12 protein-coding genes are annotated in these 18,548 nt (G+C 69.4%); 7 read left to right on the top strand and 5 right to left on the bottom strand.

Going from position 1 to position 18,548, the window contains the following annotated elements; all coding sequences use genetic code 11:
* Window positions 1-131 precede the first annotated feature (131 nt).
* Both ACFYRX_RS41975 and ACFYRX_RS41970 read left to right on the top strand, forming a co-directional pair.
* Complete coding sequence (locus ACFYRX_RS41975) at window positions 132-1,271, top strand: OzmP (protein WP_389112056.1); 1,140 nt, start codon at window positions 132-134, stop codon at window positions 1,269-1,271.
* A 17-nt stretch (window positions 1,272-1,288) separates the two neighbouring features.
* The gene (locus ACFYRX_RS41970) at window positions 1,289-3,871 is read left to right on the top strand and encodes a type I polyketide synthase (protein ID WP_389112054.1); all 2,583 of its coding nucleotides are present in this window, start codon (window positions 1,289-1,291) and stop codon (window positions 3,869-3,871) included.
* 65 nt (window positions 3,872-3,936) lie between these two features.
* Here ACFYRX_RS41970 and ACFYRX_RS41965 read toward each other — a convergent pair whose 3' ends face one another.
* The 5 genes from ACFYRX_RS41965 to larB form a co-directional block, all read right to left on the bottom strand.
* Window positions 3,937-7,563 carry an amino acid adenylation domain-containing protein gene (locus ACFYRX_RS41965; RefSeq protein WP_389112052.1) on the bottom strand — a complete coding sequence of 1,209 codons (3,627 nt, stop codon included), beginning with the start codon at window positions 7,561-7,563 and terminating at the stop codon, window positions 3,937-3,939.
* The gene (locus ACFYRX_RS41960) at window positions 7,553-8,842 is read right to left on the bottom strand and encodes a beta-ketoacyl-[acyl-carrier-protein] synthase family protein (RefSeq protein ID WP_389112050.1); all 1,290 of its coding nucleotides are present in this window, start codon (window positions 8,840-8,842) and stop codon (window positions 7,553-7,555) included. The genes ACFYRX_RS41965 and ACFYRX_RS41960 overlap by 11 nt, the downstream gene beginning before the upstream one ends.
* Window positions 8,843-8,857: 15 nt before the next feature.
* Entirely contained in the window at window positions 8,858-9,130 is a 273-nt protein-coding gene (locus ACFYRX_RS41955; protein ID WP_389112048.1) for a phosphopantetheine-binding protein, read from the bottom strand.
* Window positions 9,131-9,347: 217 nt separating this feature from the next.
* Window positions 9,348-10,541, bottom strand: coding sequence for a nickel pincer cofactor biosynthesis protein LarC (gene larC, locus ACFYRX_RS41950; protein WP_389112046.1), 1,194 nt, complete (start codon window positions 10,539-10,541; stop codon window positions 9,348-9,350).
* Window positions 10,538-11,257, bottom strand: coding sequence for a nickel pincer cofactor biosynthesis protein LarB (gene larB, locus ACFYRX_RS41945; protein WP_389112044.1), 720 nt, complete (start codon window positions 11,255-11,257; stop codon window positions 10,538-10,540). Before larB ends, larC begins: the two co-directional genes overlap by 4 nt.
* A gap of 39 nt (window positions 11,258-11,296) precedes the next feature.
* Here larB and larE point away from each other — a divergent pair, with 39 nt between their 5' ends.
* From larE to ACFYRX_RS41920, 5 genes are all read left to right on the top strand, one after another.
* Window positions 11,297-12,142 carry an ATP-dependent sacrificial sulfur transferase LarE gene (gene larE / locus ACFYRX_RS41940; RefSeq protein ID WP_389112042.1) on the top strand — a complete coding sequence of 282 codons (846 nt, stop codon included), beginning with the start codon at window positions 11,297-11,299 and terminating at the stop codon, window positions 12,140-12,142.
* 307 nt (window positions 12,143-12,449) lie between these two features.
* Complete coding sequence (locus ACFYRX_RS41935) at window positions 12,450-14,753, top strand: HAD-IB family hydrolase (RefSeq protein WP_389112040.1); 2,304 nt, start codon at window positions 12,450-12,452, stop codon at window positions 14,751-14,753.
* Complete coding sequence (locus tag ACFYRX_RS41930) at window positions 14,750-15,976, top strand: zinc-binding dehydrogenase (RefSeq protein ID WP_389112038.1); 1,227 nt, start codon at window positions 14,750-14,752, stop codon at window positions 15,974-15,976. The genes ACFYRX_RS41935 and ACFYRX_RS41930 overlap by 4 nt, the downstream gene beginning before the upstream one ends.
* A gap of 9 nt (window positions 15,977-15,985) precedes the next feature.
* Window positions 15,986-17,563: a lactate racemase domain-containing protein gene (locus tag ACFYRX_RS41925; RefSeq protein WP_389112037.1), complete on the top strand. Its 1,578-nt coding sequence runs from the start codon at window positions 15,986-15,988 to the stop codon at window positions 17,561-17,563.
* Window positions 17,560-18,504: a lysophospholipid acyltransferase family protein gene (locus ACFYRX_RS41920; protein WP_389112035.1), complete on the top strand. Its 945-nt coding sequence runs from the start codon at window positions 17,560-17,562 to the stop codon at window positions 18,502-18,504. Before ACFYRX_RS41925 ends, ACFYRX_RS41920 begins: the two co-directional genes overlap by 4 nt.
* The last annotated feature ends 44 nt before the right edge of the window (window positions 18,505-18,548 follow it).

Here is an 18,548-nt window from a genome sequence, read left to right as displayed (position 1 = left end):
GCCCCCGCCGCGGGGGGGGGGCCCCCCGCCCCCCCCCCCCCCCCCCCCCCCGCCCGGGGGGCGGGGGGGGGCGGGGCCCCCCCCCCCCCCCCCCCCCCCCCCCCACTCCGCCTCGCCCACCAGGAGCGATCGTGACCACATGCAAGGTCTGCTCGCTGAACAGTGAGCATCCCGGGATAAGCGTCGACACCGCCGGGCTGTGCAATCTCTGCCGCCTTGATATCGCGGGCGATCTGCTGGTGAACTATCGATACACCAGCAACGTATTCCACGAATTCCAGCACGAAAAGCCGAATCCGGACGCACCGTACGACTGCCTGTTCATGTACAGCGGCGGAAAAGACAGCACCTACATGTTGGACAAATTCGTCAACGAATACGGCAAACGGGTCCTGGCTTATACCTTCGACGTCCCGTTCGAAAGCACGCACGCCGCCGACAACATCCGGCTCGCGCGCGAGAAGATCGCCGCGGACTTCGTGCTGGATTCTGACGACGTCAACATCAAAAAGGTGATGCGAGAGGTCTTCAACCGGCCCGCCCCCGCCAGGCCCGGCTCGTATCTCGACGAGAAACTGCCGTGCGCCTCGTGCCGCACGTTCTTCGTGCTCCGCGCCATACTGCACGCCTTCCGGGAGGGGATTCCGTACGTGGCGATGTGCGCGGATCCCCAGCAGATCCTCACCATGGAGTCGAACGTCCGGGAGGTCGTGCGGGGCTTCTACCAGTCCTTCGGCGACCGGTTGACCGACGAGGTCTTCCGGGGCGAGCTCGAACAGGTGCTGTTCGCCGAGGACGACGAGCTGCCGAAGATCGTGTTCCCGTTCATCGCCATGCGCCATGAGTACGACCCGGACCAAATCGTGGCCGAGTTGAAGGCCAAGGGCCTGTACGAGTCCTCGCCACTGGAGACCCACTGCACGCTGTTCCCCCTGCTGAACTACTACGCCTTCAAGCACTGGGACTGCATGTTCTACAAGCTCAACGCCGCCAGTCACGTACGGGCGGTCAAGCGGAGCGCGACCGGCACCGAGCGCTCGACCTTCAGCATCAAGTTTCCGCAGGTGCTGAACATCGTGGAGATCGAGGAACAGCTCAGGAGGGTGACCCTGCAGATCGCCGCTGGCGAGGGCGATCGCGGGGAGCATTTGCGCGAGCTGGTTTCGATCTTTCGCGGCTTCGACGCCGACGAGGCCGCGGCGCGGTTCGTCGCGGAGAGTTTCGTAGACATGCCCAAGGTCGCGGCGGACGTGGGCATCCGACTGCCGTGAGATGACAAGGACACAGCGTGGACGCTTCAGACGACACCCGAGAGTCGGACGTGGCCATTGTCGGCATGGCCTGCCGCTTCCCCGGGGCGGAGAACACCGAGCGGTTCTGGCAGAACCTGTGTGACGGCACGCAGACAGCCACCTACTTCACTGACGAGGAGTTGCTGGCCGCGGGTGTGTCCCCCGAGTCCGTGGCCGACCCGCAGTACGTGAAAGTCGGCCAGATCCTGCCCGACATCGACATGTTCGACGCGGACCTGTTCCGTATCCCCCAGGACGAGGCGGAAGTCCTCGATCCGCAGCAGCGGATATTTCTGGAGTGCGCGCTGACCGCCTTGGAGGACGCGGGCTGCGACCCGGATCGCTACACCGGCGCGATCGGCGTCTACGCAGGTGTCGGACTCAATGCCTACGCCCTGCACAACCTCGCCGAGCGGTTCCGCGCCGCTTCCGATGTCGAGCGCTACCGGTTGATGATCGCGAGTGACAAGGATTTCCTGGCCACCCGGGTGTCCTACAAGCTGGGCTTGCGCGGACCCAGTGTGAACGTAGGTACCGCGTGCTCCACCTCCCTCGTCGCGGTCCACCTGGCCTGTCTGGCGCTGCTCGGCGGAGAGTGCGACGCGGCCCTGGCCGGCAGCGCCCACATCCGCTTCCCGCAGCAGCACGGATACCTGCATCAGCCGGGCATGATCTTCTCGCCCGACGGCCGGTGTCGCCCCTTCGACGCCAAAGCACAGGGCACGGTGATCGGCAGCGGTGCCGGGGTGGTGATCCTCAAGCGCCTGACCGATGCGCTGGCCGACGGCGACCGTGTGCACGCGGTGATCAAAGGCTCGGCGATCAACAACGACGGTGCGCTCAAGGCCAGTTACACCGCCCCGAGCGTCCAGGGGCAGGCGTCGGTGATCACCGACGCGCTGAGCGTGGCGGACTGCGGGCCGGAGACGATCAGCTATGTCGAGGCACACGGGACCGGGACAGCGCTCGGCGACCCGATCGAAGTGGCCGCCCTGAACGCGGCGTTCGCCGCCGCGGACGCGGGCCACTCATGCGCGTTGGGCTCGGTGAAGTCGAACATCGGCCACCTCGATACCGCCGCAGGCATGGCCGGACTGATCAAGACCTCACTGATGCTGCGCCACGCCCGCCTGGTGCCGACCCTGGACTTCGAGGCGCCGAACCCGGAGATTCCGTTCTCCGAGGGCCCGTTCTACGTCAACACCGAAGTCTGCGAGTGGCCGGCCGGTGTCGGCCTCCGGCGCGCGGGCGTCAGTGCGTTCGGAATCGGCGGGACCAACGCTCACGTCGTACTCGAAGAAGCACCCGCACAACACGTCCCGGATGCGCCCGGGCGCCCCGCCCTGCTCCTGATGTCCGCATCCACCCCGGTCGCGGCAGGCCGAGCCGCATCCGACCTGTCCCGGCATCTGCGGCGCCATCCCGGCACACCGCTACGCGATGTCGCCGGAACCCTGGCCCTCGGCCGTCGCGTCCACCCGCACCGGAGTTTTGTCGTGGCCACCGACACCCGGGACGCCGCCATGGCGCTCGCGGTGGGTGGCCGGGACCGAGTACCCACGGGCGAAGTCACTCAGCAGGTCGAGGCCGTCGCGTTCGTGTGCACCGGCTCCTCGCCGGACGGTGGCGCCCACGCCGTCGCCCTCTATGAACAGTCGTCCGCTTTCCGGACCGCTGTTGACGACTGTCTGACCCAGCTCGGCCGGTCGGACGCCAGGTCAGCACTCACCGCAGGCGACACGAGTGCCGCTGCCTTGGCCGAATACGCGACCGCTCAGGTGTGGCTAGCCTGGGGTGTGACGCCAAAGGGTTTCATCGGCACCGGCGACGGCTGGCGTGCCGCAGGCTGTCTGGCCGGCGCGTTCGGGGTGGCGGCGATGCTCGACCCCGCGGCTGGCGGTCCGCCCGCCGGACGCCCTTCCCTGCCGCTGTGGCTCTCCGGCGGGCAGGGCTGGACAGGCCCCGGCGCTCCTTTCGTAGCCGGCACGCACGCCGGCGACCCCGCCACCTCGGCGACGGCGGCCCTGGACGGAATCGGGTGGATACCCCTGGAGCTGACGGTTGACAGCCGCAGTGTCCATTCCCCCGGTCTGCCCGCCCTGCTCGCATCCCTGGGCCGGGCGTGGCTGTCCGGTCTCGTGGTGGACTGGTCCAGGTTCTACGCGGACCAGCCGTTCAGACGGACCTCGCTCCCGACTTATCCCTTCCAGCGTGCGCACTTCTGGTACGACGGTGCTCGGCCGCCGGCGGGGAAGGCCGCCAGGGGGGGCACCTCACTGCGGGAGCAGATGGCCGGTCGGCCCGTGGTCGTGCAGGTTGCTCTGCTGACCGAGTACCTGCGGGACGAAATCGGCAGGGCTCTGGGCCCTCAGGCCACGAGCGACGCTCTGCCGGACCCGGCGGTCAGCCTCTTCGACCTGAACGCCGAGTCACTGATGCTGATCGAGCTGACGGCGAAACTCAGCGACGAACTGGATTATGAGGTTCCGGCCACGGGCTTCATCGACTATCCGACGATCGACTCGTTTGTGGAGAACCTCGTGGAGGAGATGGAGTCGCAAGGGTCGATGCCGACGTAGGCCGCACGGTCCGCTGATCACGGCGCCCGGATCATGGTCGACCCCTACGCCCTTGGGGCGGCCTTTCAGGTACGGCGCCTGCGCCGGTGGATCAGTGACCTGTCGATACGGCGGGCGGAGACGACAGCCTGCCCGTCGCCCTCCGGTCGTGCCAGGGCCTCAAGGTGACCGGCCATGCTGCGTACCGTCGGGTTGTGGAACATGTCGACGGATGTCAGATGCACGGCCATCGCGGCGTTCAGCCGTTTGACCGTCTCCACCAGCAGCAGGGAGTTGCCCCCCGCCTCAAAGAAGCTGTCGTCGACACCGATGTCGTCCCGTCCGAGCGTGGCCCGCCACACCGCAGCGACCGCTTCCTCGGATCCAGTACTGGGGGCCGCTCCGGAGGGCACACCCTCCGCGCTCCGCGGCGGCTCGGGCAAGGCTTTGCGGTCCACCTTCCCGTTGCGCGTCAAGGGGATCTCGGTCACCGGCACGAACACCGCGGGCACCATGTAACTGGGCAAGTCACGAGAGAGGTGCCGGCGCAGCTCGGCGGCCGTGGGGATCGTGGGTCCGGCCGGAACCAGGTAGGCCACGAGCCGCCGAATGCCGACGACGTCCTCGCGGGCTACCGCGACCGCGTGCTGCACACCGTCGTGGCGGAGCAGAGCGGCCTCGATCTCGCCGAGCTCGATACGGTAGCCGCGGACCTTCACCTGGTCGTCGATCCGGTTCAGGTACTCCAGCCGCCCATCCGCCAGGTACCGCACCAGGTCACCGGTGCGGTACAGGCATCCGGCCCCCGTGAGTCCGTCGGGAACGAACCTCTCCGCCGTCAGCTCCGGACGCATGTGATACCCGTCCGCCACTCCGTCGCCGCCGATGTACAACTCCCCCGGCACGTAAGGGGGCACCGGCTGGCCGCGCCGGTCCATCACATAGAAACGGGTGTTCTCGATCGGTCGGCCCAGGGTGATCCGGTCGCCCGGACGGACCCTGCAGGCCGCCGACCAGATGGTGGTCTCGGTCGGACCGTAGAGGTTCCACAGTTCCTTGGTGCGTGGCAGCAGACCCGCTGCGAGATCCGCCGAGAGTGCCTCGCCCCCGCACAGTGCGCGCAGTTCGGGGTCGCCCTCCCAGCCGGCGGCGATGAGCATCCGCCAGGTCGCCGGGGTGGCCTGCATCATCGTCGGCCGGGACCGGGACAGCCGCGCACGCAGGGCGTATCCGTCCGAGGTCACCTGTTCGCCCACCAACTCCACGCTGCCGCCGGTGATCAGGGGGAGGAAGAGTTCAAGAGCTGCAATGTCGAAGCACACGGTGGTGACGGCCAGCAGCCGGTCGGTGTCCGTGCATCCCGGATCGGCGGCCATCGAGCAGAGCAAGTTCGTCAGAGCCCGGTGGGCGATCCGCACGCCTTTCGGTTGGCCTGTCGAGCCCGATGTGTAGATGACGTACGCGAGGTCGTCGGGCGTCGCACCATCCAGTGGTCCATGTGCGTCGTCCGCTCCGGGTACCGTCTCCCGTTCCCGGCAGTTGTCCGGGGCACCGGAGGCCGGTTGCGCTGCGCCAGCGCCTTCGATATCCGGCTGCCGGACCTCCAGCTGCCGGATGCCGTCCATGGGCAGTGGCAGGCGGCTCTCGGTCAGCACCAGGCGGACGCCCGCGTCGACGGCCATGGCGCGGATGCGGTCCGGCGGATAGACAGGGTCCAGCGGCACATAGGCGGCGCCTGCCTTCAGGACCGCGAGCAGGCCCACCACAAGGTCGGCGGAACGCCCGAGGTAGACACCGACGAGAGACCCGCGCCGCACCCCTGCGGCTGCCAAAGCCGCGGCCAGTCGGTCTGCGCGCGCGTCGAGTTGACGGTAGGTCAGCGTCTCCCGGTCGCAGACCACTGCCACCGCCTCGGGACGGCGACGGGCCTGCTCGGCGACCATGTCGTGGACACATACACGGCGCGGCCGGTCGACCCGGGTGCTGTTCCAGCCCTCCAGGACCTCCTGCCGTCGCGGCCCGGACAGCAGCGGAACACGGGCGACGTCGAGATGGCGTGCGTCGCCGAGCGCCCCGAGGAAGGAGGAGAAGTCTTTGCGCAGCGCCTCGACCGCGGCAGCCTCAACCCGGTCGGCGGCGACAAACCAACGGCACCGGTCACCACGGGGAGCCACAAGGACCGACGCGGTGATGCCCTGCAACAGCAGTCGAAGGGCGGCCGCGGGGTCGCCCGCTTCGGGCACGTCCCCGCCGATGCCGACGACGACGGCCGGCCTGTGCTGCCCGGCGTTGCCGCCGAGCGCCGGATACCGGATCCAGATATCGCGCAGATGGGTGGAGCCGCGTTCCTCGGCCGCCGCCACCGCTTCCGCGGCCTCGGCGCGGAAGTCCCCGAAGCTCCTGCCCTCCGCCGGTTCGGGTATCCGGATCGGAACGGCAGACGCGAACAGGGGCCCGTTCCCCGCCCTTTCCCGTCCGCGGAACCCGACATCGGCCTGTTCCTCGCCGGAGACCCGGGCGAGGAACAGCAGAACTGCGGCCAGTACGGTCCCTGCCGGGTCGGCGGCGACCGCCACCAGTGCGGGCGGCACCGGTACCTCGAACTCCTCGAAGCGGTGACGTCGGGGCGTCTCCGCTTGTTCGTTCCCGACCACCGCCACGGCGCCCCGGTGGGGCAGCTCGAACGGGCGGGCGCGGGCCAGGCGCCGGACCCACCAGAACTCGTGCGGGCGGGCCATCGCCATCTGCGCGACCAGGGCCTCTGCGGCATCGGGTGCGGCAAGGCGCCCGCCGCACTCCAGCCCCCAGCGGGCCACCAGTTCGGCCGATGGCACAGCGACTCCTTCGGGGGTGGAGAACCCGCGCACCGTGAGGTCGTGGTCGGCGGTGGCCACCATGAGGCCGCTCCCGTCGGCGGCCAGGAGGGTACCGGGAACCTGACCGCTGCGGTTCGGGGAGAGTCTGCTCTCGCCCACGACGACGAACTCTCCGGGGCCGGCGAGCTTCGCGGTGCCGAAGGCGTTCGGGCTGCGGCCCAGACAAGTTGCGCGTACGAGCGCATGCAGCTGCCGCCCGCTGTGTGTCCAGCGCAGCATGCCCCCGTCGGGAAGGACGTCGCCCCGGCCGTGATAAGTGCGCAGTTCGGCGTCCTGAGGCACGGGGGCCTCGTGGCCGGCGGACAGGATGTCGGCCAACTCCGCGAAGGACTCCATACCCGCCTGGAAGCACTTGGCGTTGAGGCTGTAGGCAGTGTCGTCGCCTCCGACCGTGAACCGCCGCTGGAGCAGGATGTCGCCCTCGTCGGTCCCTGCGGTCATCACATGCCAGGTCACCCCGTGCTCGCTGGGCGAATCCAGCAGCGCCCAGCTGGTGGCGTACACCCCTGCGTGCTGTGGCAGCAGTGCGTCGTGGAAGTTGACTGGGAACCGCAGCGGCAGGTCGAGCAGCCGTTGCGGCACGATCCGCATGTTCGTGATGCTGAACAGGTAGTCGAACGGCTCGCCCTTCAAAGTCGCTTCGAGGTCGTCGAGACGCTCGATGCCGGGGATGTCCCTCTTCTGCGCCCAGGTGCGCAGCTCCGGGTTCGGGGACACCAGAGCCGTGAGGCGATGCCCGCGCTCCACCCACAGCGCGGCACACCCGGCCAGAAGCGAGTGCTCACCGATCATGACACTGCGCAGGGGAGCCGACGGCAGGGTGGACTCATCCGGCATGGGCTGCTCCACCGGTTCTGGACAGCCGGGTGCTGGCGGGCTCGAAGACCAGAGCCACGTTGTGGCCGCCGAACGCCGAGGACGTCGACAGTGCGGCACGGACCTGGGTGGGCCGGGCGCTGCCCCGTACATGGTCCAGATCGCATCTGGGGTCCGGGGCATCGAGATTGTGCGTGGGCGGCAGCAGACCGCGGGCCACGGCGAGGACCGTCGCGGCCGCCTCCACGACTCCGGCACCACCGAGCAGGTGTCCTGTCACTCCCTTGGTCGAGCTCACCGCGGGCTGTTCGTCACCGAAGACCGTCCGGATGGCAGCGGCCTCGGCGATGTCGCCGATCTTCGTCCCGGTCCCATGCGCGTTGACGTACCCGATGTCGCTGGTGGCCAGACCGGCCCGCGCGACTGCCGTGCGAAGACAGTCCGCGACGCCCGCTCCGTCCGGGTTGGGCATGATCAGGTGGAAGGCATCCGTGGTGGAACCCCATCCGACGAGGTCGGCGTATCCGGCGGCGCCTCGCGCATCGGCGAAGTCGGCCCGTTCGACGACGAGCATGCCGCCGCCCTCACCAAGGACGAACCCGTTGCGTCGAGCGTCGAAGGGACGGCTTGCCGCCGTGGGGTCCTCGCTCCAACCACTAGCCAGCGCACGGGCGTTGCGAAAGCCCGCGACTCCTGTGAGCCCCCCCAGCGTTGCCTCCGTGCCTCCGCACACCACCACGTCGGCATCTCCGGCCGAGATCAGTCGGAACGCCTCGGCGACCGCGTGGGCACTCGCTGCGCAGGCCGTGGTGATGGCAGAGCTGTAGCCCCGGATGCCATGTTTGATGGCGATGCGCGCCGTTGCCATGTTCGGCAGGAACGCCGCATACAGAAACGAGGACACCCCAGAAGCGCCGCGTTCCCCTGAGGACCGCGCCTGCCGTTCGAAGGTGATCATCCCGCCGGCTCCGGTCGAGGCGACGACGGCGACCCGCCGGGGGTCGACATCCTCGCCGATCTTGATCCCGGAGTCGGCGAGCGCCGCGTCGGCCGCGGCCACAGCCATCAGCGCGAAACGGTCGACGACACCGACATCATGCCGTGGGACCAGCGCGGACGCGTCGAGGTCAGGGGCGATGCCGACCGCGTCGGTCAGTCCGTGGGCGACATGTCCGGCCGGTGGCCGGACCAGCCCCGAGCGCGGCAGGCACAGTGCCTCGAAGAACTCTTCCACATCGGTGCCCAACGGCGAGATCACACCGATACCGGTCACGACCGCCCGCGGGCTGGTCCGGTTCACTCCCCCACCCCCGTCTCACTCCGCCAGATCGGCGGTCGGCGGCGCACCGATCCGTCCGGCCACCATCGCGGAGAACTCGTCGAGGGTCATGTCCGCCATCAAAGGCAGCTCCTCGTCGGCGAACTTCACACCGAAGTCGTCCTCAATGTGCACCGCGAGCTCGGCGACGGCGAGCGATTCCAGGTCGAGACCGGCCGGGCCGAGCACCGTGCTGTCCGTCAGTTCGCTGACGTCGTAGTTCATCTCGATCAAGGCGGCCTTCACCGACTCGCGTATCGTCTCGAACACACCGACTCCCGATTTTTGGCCACAGCGTGCCTGTGCGAACGTCCTGAATAGGCAGCCACCCTGACACGGAGTCAGTCCCGAAGGCACGCCGTCGCGGCGGTTGCACAGCGGGGGTACGGCACCCGTTTCGGACGGCCCCGGCGGCGCCCCGACCGGGTCCGTCCGTGACCCGTGCAACCTCGGAAACTCCGATGTTGCACGCATGGTTCCGGCTCTGTCACGGGCCGGCCTCGCCGCCGAGGATGCGGGCCCGTTCCAGGACGGTTGCGACCGGCAGACCGGTCCGCCGTGCCGCTTCAAGGGCCTCGTCGTACTCGGGCTGGACCGTGACGATCCGCCCGGCCAGGTAGCCACGTTTCACCTGGACCGCGCTGCCGTCGACCTGGACCTCCACTTGGTCCCGCCGCAGCGCACGACGGCTCACCGGGGAAACCCGTACCCCCAGCGTCGTCGTCTGCTCGAACACGACACCGCAGACCAGGTCGAGCCGTTCGTCATCGACGAGCACGCTGAGCACCTGGCCCGGCCGGCCCTTCCGGGTCAGGGCGGGCGTGCACCAGGCGTCCGCGGCGCCGACCGACCGCAAACCGTCCAGCAGGTCCGGCCACAGCCGGGGGTCGAGATCGTCGACGGTGGTGTCGACGCGGTGCAGCGGGGAGGTCGCCCACTCCGGTTCCGCCGCACTCTCGCCGATCAGGACACGAAGCACGTTGGGGTGGGTGGGCGGGTCCGCGGTGCCCGCGCCGACCCCGACGGCCACCGGCGTGAGGGCGGGGGGCGGTCCCCATCCGGTGGCGAGTGTGCACAGCAGGGCGGCTCCGGTGGGGGTGCACAGTTCCATCGCCGCTGTGTGGGCGGCGACGGGAGCGCCTGCGGCGGCGAGCAGTTCCAGTACGGCCGGTCCCGGGATCGGGATGGCCCCGTGAGCTCCGGACACCACACCGGCGCCGACCGCGATCGGTCCGACGACGCAGGTCACCTGGCCGAGCAGGTCCAGGCTCTGCAGCGCCGTCGCGCACCCCACGACGTCGACGATGGCGTCGAGCGCGCCGACCTCGTGGAAGTGCACTTGCGTCACGGGGATTCCGTGGACCCGCGCCTCGGCCCGGGCCAGTCGGCGGAAGACGTCGGTGGCGAAGCCCGCCGTCTTCGGCGGCAGGCCGGCCGCCGCCACGACGGCCAGCACATCGTCGAGGTTCCGCCGGGTCGTGGTCTCCGGCGCGGTGACCACGACCTGCTTGGCGCGGAACCCGTGCCGCCTGACGTCCTGTTCGGCGAGGCTGATTGGTTCCACCGGCAGTCCGGCCAGGGCTGTGTCCACGGCGTCGCGATCGGCTCCCGCGTCAAGGAGCGCCGCCAGCAGCATGTCGCCTGCGGCTCCGTTCGCTGCGTCGATCCACAGGGTTCTCACTCGGCCGGCCTTCCGGCGTTCCGGGCGATACGCGCGGCGGCGACGCCGGCGCCGAAACCGTTGTCGACGTTGACCGAGAGCACGCCGGGCGCGCAGCTGTTGAGCGTCGCGAGCCAGGCCGTCAGCCCGTCGAGGTGCCAGCCGTAACCAACACTCGTCGGCACCGCGATGAGCGGCACGCCGACCAGCCCGCCGAGCACGGACGGCAGTGCGGCTTCCATCCCGGCCACGGCGACGACGACGTCGCACGCGGCGATCCGGTCGCGCTGCGCCAACAGCCGGTGGAGACCCGCGACGCCCACGTCGACGATCTCATCGGCGTAGGAACCGAAGACGGTGACCGTGGCCGCGCATTCGCGCAGGACGGGAAGGTCGGCGGTGCCCGCGCAGACCACGGCCACACGGCCGCGGGAGGGACCTGGCCGCCCGAGTGTCGCGGTACGGCCGATGTCGTCGACCTCGACGCCGGACAATTCGGTGCGGCACAGCTTCTTGGCCTCGTCGGACAGCCGGGTTGCCAGTACCAGCCGGTCCGGATGCGCCAGCGTCAGCGCCCGCATGGCGCCGACGACCTGTTCGGGCGTCTTGCCTGCCCCGAACACCACCTCGGGATCTCCGGTGCGCGCCGCGCGGTCGACATCGAGCCGGGCGAATCCGAGGTCCAGCTCTCCTGCTGCAGTTGAGACGTTCTTGTAGCCTGCGGCCATCTGTTCCATCGCGTTCGGACCCTTCGTTTCGACTCACCGGAGTGGCACGTGGCGGAGTTCGGTTCAACAGCCATGGCGGCGCAGGCACTGCTCGCCGAGACAGCCGGTTACGGCGGCACTGTGGTCGCCTTTTCAGGCGGCGTCGACTCCAGCGTGGTCGTCGCGGCCGCCGCTCGGGCGCTCGGTACGGGCGGCATGGCGGCGGTGACCGCGGTCTCTCCGGCGCTGCCGACCGCCGAGTTGCGTGCAGCCAGACGATTCTGCGATGCCCTGGGGGTGACCCACCACCTCGTGGACACCCGCGAACTCGATGTCAGCGGCTACAGGGACAACGGGCCCCAGCGCTGTTTCTTTTGCAAGAGCACCCTGCTGGACGCGGCGCTCGAGGTGGCGGAGCGTCTGGGGTTCGGCACGGTGGCGACCGGTACCAATGCCACCGATGTCCTTGACCGGTTCCGGCCCGGTATCGCCGCTGCCGCCCAGCGCGGCGCGCGGACTCCGCTGGCCGACGCCGGTCTCGACAAGGCGGCCGTCCGTGCGGTCGCCCGCCTCTGGTCGCTGCCGACCTGGGACAAACCGGCGATGGCCTGTCTGTCGAGCCGCATCGCCTACGGCCTGCAGATCACCCCCGGACGGCTGGCCCGCGTCGAACGCGCCGAAGCGTCGGTGCGCGAGGCCCTGGTCGTGGCGACCGCGCCCGTGGGCCTGCGCGCGGACCTGGCCAATGTCCGGGTGCGGGATCTCGGCGAAGCCGTCCGCATCGAGGTGGATCCACAGGTCGCCGAAAACCCCGCATGCCATCCGGCGCTGGTGGACGCGATCCGGCGGTCCGGTTTCACGCACGTCGCCGTCACCGTGGAGGTGTTCAGGTCCGGCTCGATGAATGCCACTTGACCTGCACCGATGCCAAATCCTCTACAGAAGGGGGGCATTGCCCGGCCTCCGGTGGGTGTCCTAACCTGAGGCCGTCGGCACCGCCGGACCCGCAAGGCTGCGTGGTCCGTCGCATCACCGCCGTCATTCCGACCACGCCCTGGCAGATCCAGGTGGAGGTCGGACCACGACCAGGCAGCGGCCGCCGGTTGCGACACCGACGTGCGCCCCGGAGGGGGAACCGCACATGGGCGGCTCACCTGCTTCGCGCGGCCAGCCCGTCCACCGCACCGTGTCATCCCCTCGGAATCCGTATGGAGGTTCTGCTGTGGCGCCATCCGCCCGGGACGGGAATCCGCCGACAGCCGAGTCCGGTCCGATCGGCAGCCACGTCCTGCTGACCGGCACGACCGGGTTTCTCGGCCAGGCGATGTTGGAGCGGCTGCTCATCGAGCACCCGGACACCCGGGTCACCGTCCTGATCCGGCGGCGCGGCAATGTCTCGGCGGCCGAACGGCTGGCGGGGCTCGCACGCAAACCGGTCTTTCGGACCCTGCGGGAACGCATCGGCTACGCCGGGGTCCAGACCGCGCTGGCCGAACGGGTGGACTGCCTGGAAGGCGACCTGGGGACAGGGATGCCGGCGCTGCCCGGCACCCTGACCACGGTCCTGCACTGCGCGTCCACCGTGTCGTTCGACCCGCCGATCGACGAGGCGTTCCGGATCAACGTCCTGGGCGCCTCCGAGCTCTACCAAGCCCTCGCCGCGTCGTCGTCCAAACCGCATGTCGTCCACGTGTCGACGGCCTACGTCTCGGCGCTACGCAAGGGCATCGTCGCCGAACAGGCCCTGGAGCACGACATCGACTGGAAGTCGGAGCTGCACCATGCCCTCTCCGCACGCGAGGAGGCCGAACAGTTGTCACGCGCTCCCGGAGTCCTGCAGTCACTGCTCGACGCGGCCCGTACCGAGCACGGCAAGGCCGGATCGGCCGCGACGGCGGACGCGGCCGAGCGGGCCCGCCGTGGCTGGGTGCACGACCGCCTGGTCGCGGCGGGACGCCTGCGGGGCCAGAGTCTGGGCTGGACGGACATCTACACATTCACCAAGGCACTCGGCGAACGGGTCGCCGAGGAGTACGCACGTACAGCCGGCCTGCGGGTGTCCGTGCTGCGCCCGACGATTGTGCAGGCCGCACTGCGACTCCCGTACCCAGGCTGGTTCGAGTCGTACAAGATGATGGACCCGATCATCCTGGCCTACGGACGGGGCGAGATCCCCGAGTTCCCCGTCCATCCGGAAAGCGTCATCGACATCGTGCCGGTGGACTTCGTCACCGCTGCCGCCCTCGCGGTGGCCGCCACCCCTGCTGAGCCGGCACGGCCCGCGTACTTCCACATCGGCACCGGCGCCCGCAATCCGCTGACCCAGCGGGACCTGCACCTGGAGGTGTCCGGCTACTTCGGGGAGCACCCGCTTCCCGACGGCGGACGCGGGCATGTGAAGGTGCCCACCTGGCGCTTCCCCGGGGCTGCCGCAGTGGAACGGACACTCAGAACGGGCGAGCGCGCGGCGCGGCTCGTCGACCGGACTCTCCTGAAGCTGCCGACGACGGCCCGCACCAGGGACTGGCTCGACAAGGTCCGCGCAGACTCCCAGCTCACCGAGTCTCTGAGACGTCTGCTCGATCTGTACGGCGGCTACGGAGGTGTCGAAGCCTTCTACGACGACCGGAACGTCATCGCCCTGCACCGAGCACAGCCGCCGGACGGCGCCGGCTTCGACGTGGCCGAGATTTCCTGGCCGCACTACGTTCGTGAGGTGTACTGCCCGGCGGTCACCGCTGTGGCCAGACGCACCGCACGGCCCCGGAGGCGACGTCCGGCCCAGGACGTGCTGCCCGAGGGCAGGGACATCGCCGCGTTGTTCGACCTGGAGGGAACCGTACTCGCCTCCAACCTCGTCGAAGTGTTTCTGTGGACCCGGCTCGTCGGCAGCTCACGGTCCTCCTGGGCCGGGGAGTTGGCCTCGCTAGCACTGTCGGTGCCCGGGTACCTCCAAGCCGAGCGGCGCGACCGTGGGGACTTCGTCAGGTCCTTCATGAGGCGTTACGCCGGTTGCTCCGAGGCCGAGCTGAAGGACCTGGTCCGCCACCGGATCGGCGACGCACTGCTGCACCGCTCCTTCCCCGAGGCGATCCGCAGGATCCGCGCCCACCGGGCGGCGGGCCACCGCACCATCCTGATCACCGGCACCGCCGACCTCCTCGTGGAACCGCTCGGCCCGCTGTTCGACGAGATCGCGGCCAGCCGGCTCCAGGTACGCAACGGCATACTGACCGGATTCCTGGAGACCCCGCCGGTCGTCGGTGAGGCACGGGCGGCATGGGCGCGCAGATACGCCGACACAGCCGGCATCGACCTGAAACGCTCCTACGCCTACGGTGACAGCTTCTCCGATTGCCCGCTGCTCGAACTGGTCGGCACACCGGTGGCGATCAACCCGGACCAGCGGCTGAACCGGCACGCGACGCGACGCGCCTGGCGGATCGAGGAATGGGGCACACACACCGGCGGGCGGATCGACGCGGCGATGACCGCTCTGTCGGGGACGCCGACGGGGGCACGATGAGCCAGGCACTGGAGTTCTACCGCTCGCCCGTCCGCTACCTCGCCGCCCGCGGCATCACCGCGACCGGTGTCGGCGGACGCCTCACCGGCGCCGTGGCCGGCTCGGTCTCCCCGATCCGCCTGGTGGACCGGCCCTCAGCGCAGCGGAGCGGGCCCGACTGGGTGCGGCTGCGACCCCTGCTCTCCGGGATCTGCGGGTCCGACCTCGCACTGCTCAGCGGACGCTCCTCGCCGTATCTGGGTCCGATGGCCTCGCTGCCCTTCGTCCCCGGGCACGAGATCGTGGCGGAGTCCCTCGAAGACGCTCCCGGCCTCCCCATGGGCAGCCGGGTGGTCGTCGACCCCGTTCTGTCGTGCGCGGCCCGGTCCACTCCGCCATGCCACCAGTGCCGGACAGGCCGGCCGAACCGCTGCGAACACGTCACCACCGGTGCGCTCAAGGCCGGACTGCAGACCGGATGTTGCACCGACACCGGCGGCGGCTGGAGCCGGTCCGTACTCGCGCACGTTTCCCAACTGCACGCAGTTCCCGACACACTCGACGACCGCAGCGCCGTACTCGTGGAACCGCTGGCCTGCGCCGTCCATTCGGTGCGGCGCGTGTCGATCCCGCCCGGGGCCTCGGTCCTGGTGGTAGGCGCCGGCACGGTTGGGCTGCTGACGATTCTGGCGCTGCGGGAGTTCACCGCGGCCGGCCCGGTGTACGTGGTGGCGAAGCACCCCCATCAACAGGCGAAGGCCGAGGCGCTGGGGGCGACCGAGACGTTCGGTGTGCGCCGCACCGCCAGAGCCCTGCGCATGGTGACCGGTGGGTCACTGGAACACCCCGATATCGGCGCCGAATTCCTGCTGGGCGGAGTCGATGTCGCCTTTGACTGCACCGGCGGCGCGAACGGCCTCGACACGGCCCTGCGCACCGTGCGCGCCGGCGGAACAGTCGTGATGTCGGGGATGCCGTCCGGGGCGGTCGACCTGACTCCGGTGTGGTTCCGGGAATTGAACCTGATCGGCTCCTACGCCTCGAACGGCGGTGGAGGCGGGGGGACACCGAGCACGGCCCCGGATTTCGCAGAAGCTGTTCGCCTGGCCGGCCAGGCAGCACCGCTTGCCGGGTACGTCGACTCGGTCTACCCGCTGTCCCGCTGGCGGGAAGCGATCGGGCACGCGCTCGCGGCAGGCCGGCTCGGCACCGTCAAAGTCGCATTCGATCCGAACCTGAGCTAGGAGCACCAAGTGGGCAGACCGGGCTTTGTGCTCGAAGTCGACGAACGCACACCGGCATTGCTGGTCAACGAAGGTGAGGGAGCACGGCTGGAGCGGTTTCCACTGGGCACCCGGGTCATCTACCCGCCCGACTCGCTGCCGGGTATCAGGGATGTCAACGCCGCAATCCGCCACGCGCTGCTGCACCCGCACGGTCAGGACCCGCTGCCGACGTTGCTGCGCCCGGGGATGCGGCTGACGATCGTCTTCGACGACATCTCCCTGCCGTTGCCGCAGATGCAGACACCGGATATGCGGCAGCGGATCATCGAGCAGGTGCTGGAACTCGCCGCCGCGGCCGGAGTGGACGACGTGGAACTGCTGGCAGCCAACTCACTGCACCGCAGGATGACGCCCGCCGAACTCAAACGAACCGTCGGCGACCGGGTGTTCCGGTCCTTCTTCCCCGGGCACCTGCGCAACCACGACGCGGAGGACCGTGCGAATCTCACCGAACTCGGGACGACCCGCCACGGCGAGGTCGTCGAGATCAATCGGCGCGCCGCCGAGAGCGACCTGATCGTCTACGTGAACATCACCCTCACCGGCATGAACGGGGGCAGCAAGTCGGTTGCGGTCGGGCTGGCTTCTTACCGGAGCCTGCGGCACCATCACAACGTCCACACACTGCAGCAATCGCGTTCCTTCAACGACCCGCCGCGTTCCGCGATGCACCACTCCTATGACCGGATGACCGAGGTCCTGGGCCGCGAGGTGCAAGTCTTCACCGTCGAGTCGACGGTCAACGGCAATTCCTACCCCCCGCAGGTCGGCTTCATGAACAAGCGGGAATGGGAGTGGTCACTGGCCGACCAGGCGGCATACCTGGCGTTCCGGAAAGCCAACGGCATGGCCCCGACGAAGCTGCGGCGGCAGGTGTGGCAGCGCAGCTATTCGCCTTACGGAATCACCGGGGTCCACGCCGGCGCTCCTGCGGACGTCCATCCGCACACGCTCACCAACGTCCACCGCCAGCAGCTGACGGAGGTCGACGGCCAGAGCGACATCGGCATCTGGGGCCTGCCGTTCATCTGCCCCTACAACGTCAACTCGATCATGAATCCGATCCTGGTGATGTCCCTGGGCCTGGGGTACTTCTTCAATCTGTACCGGAATCAGCCGATCGTCCGCCAGGGCGGCGTCGGAATTTTCTACCACCCGATGCCCGAGGAATTCCATCCCGTCCACCACCCGAGTTACATCGACTTCTACGAGTCGGTGCTCTCCCGGACGAAGGACCCGGCCGTCATCGAGGCCAAGTACGAGGAGCAGTTCGCCACCGACCCCTGGTATACCCACCTGTACCGCACCAGCCACGCCTACCATGGAGTCCACCCGCTGTACATGTGGTACTGGGGCGCGCACGCGCTCCAGCACCTCGGTGACGTCATCTTCGTCGGCGCCGACCGAAGCGCCGCGACCCGGCTGGGGTTCCGCACCGCCAGCACCCTCAATGACGCCCTGGAGATGGCACGGGAAACGGTCGGGTCGAGTCCGTCCATCACGTACCATCACAGCCCGCCGCTGGCGCTGGCGGACGTCCGATGAGCCGCGCTGCGAAGGGGGCGACGGGGATCGTCGGGGGCGTCCGGCTCATCGCCTACAGCCGGGACTGGCTCGGCCGGGCACGGGTGCCTCGTTCCGCCGAGCAGTGGGAGGAGACGCCGCCTCGAAAGAGGTTCCCCACCGCCTGGGCGAGGACGCCCGTCGCTGGTGCGGTGCGCTTCGGGCTGCAGCGCGGAGTGCTCAAACCGACTACCTGGTCGGTCTGCGCCCCCGACATCGAAGGCGTTGAACGGCTGGAACAGCTGCGCGGCCCCGTCGTCTTCGTGGCGAACCACTCCAGCCATCTGGACACACCACTGATCCTCGGGGCGCTGCCTCGCAGATTCGCGCGCCGGATAGCGGTCGGGGCGGCGGCCGACTACTTCTTCGATACCCGCTGGCGCGCCATCGTGACAGCACTGGCCATCAACGGCTTCCCTGTCGAGCGCAAGGGATCGAATCGGCTGAAGAGCCTTGCTCCGCAACTTGTGGCGGACGGCTGGCACTTGCTGCTCTTCCCCGAAGGCACCCGGTCGCAGGACGGCTGGATGAACCGGGTTCGGGCCGGGAGTGCTCACCTGTGCTGCGGCTTCGGTATCCCCGCGGTCCCGATCGCGGTACGGGGCTCGTTCGCCGCCATGCCCCGAGGCCGTGGCTGGCCGGTACCGGGCCGGCCACGGGTGTCCGTCCGATTCGGGCAACCGCTGTACCCGCAGCAGGGCGAGAGCGCCTGGGACTTCAGCAGCAGACTGTCCGAGGCCGTTGCGCGGCTGTGGAACGAGGAGGACCTCGGCTGGTACGGCGCAATGCGTGAGAGTCAGGAATCGGCCGTCGCCCGACCGACCGGCTCCGGGACAGCGGCGTCCTGGCGACGGATATGGGAGTCCAGCCGCCCGCTACCGAAGGGCTCGCGCAGCCTGCCGAACGGCCCGGAGGACGGCTGACGGGTTGTTGCGCCACGCGATGCGCCGGTGACTTCGCGGCGCCG

The sequence above is a fragment of the Streptomyces sp. NPDC005374 genome, from assembly GCF_042872225.1.
In the GTDB taxonomy this organism is placed as follows: domain Bacteria; phylum Actinomycetota; class Actinomycetes; order Streptomycetales; family Streptomycetaceae; genus Streptomyces.
This window is presented reverse-complemented; position numbering and strand designations above follow the sequence as displayed.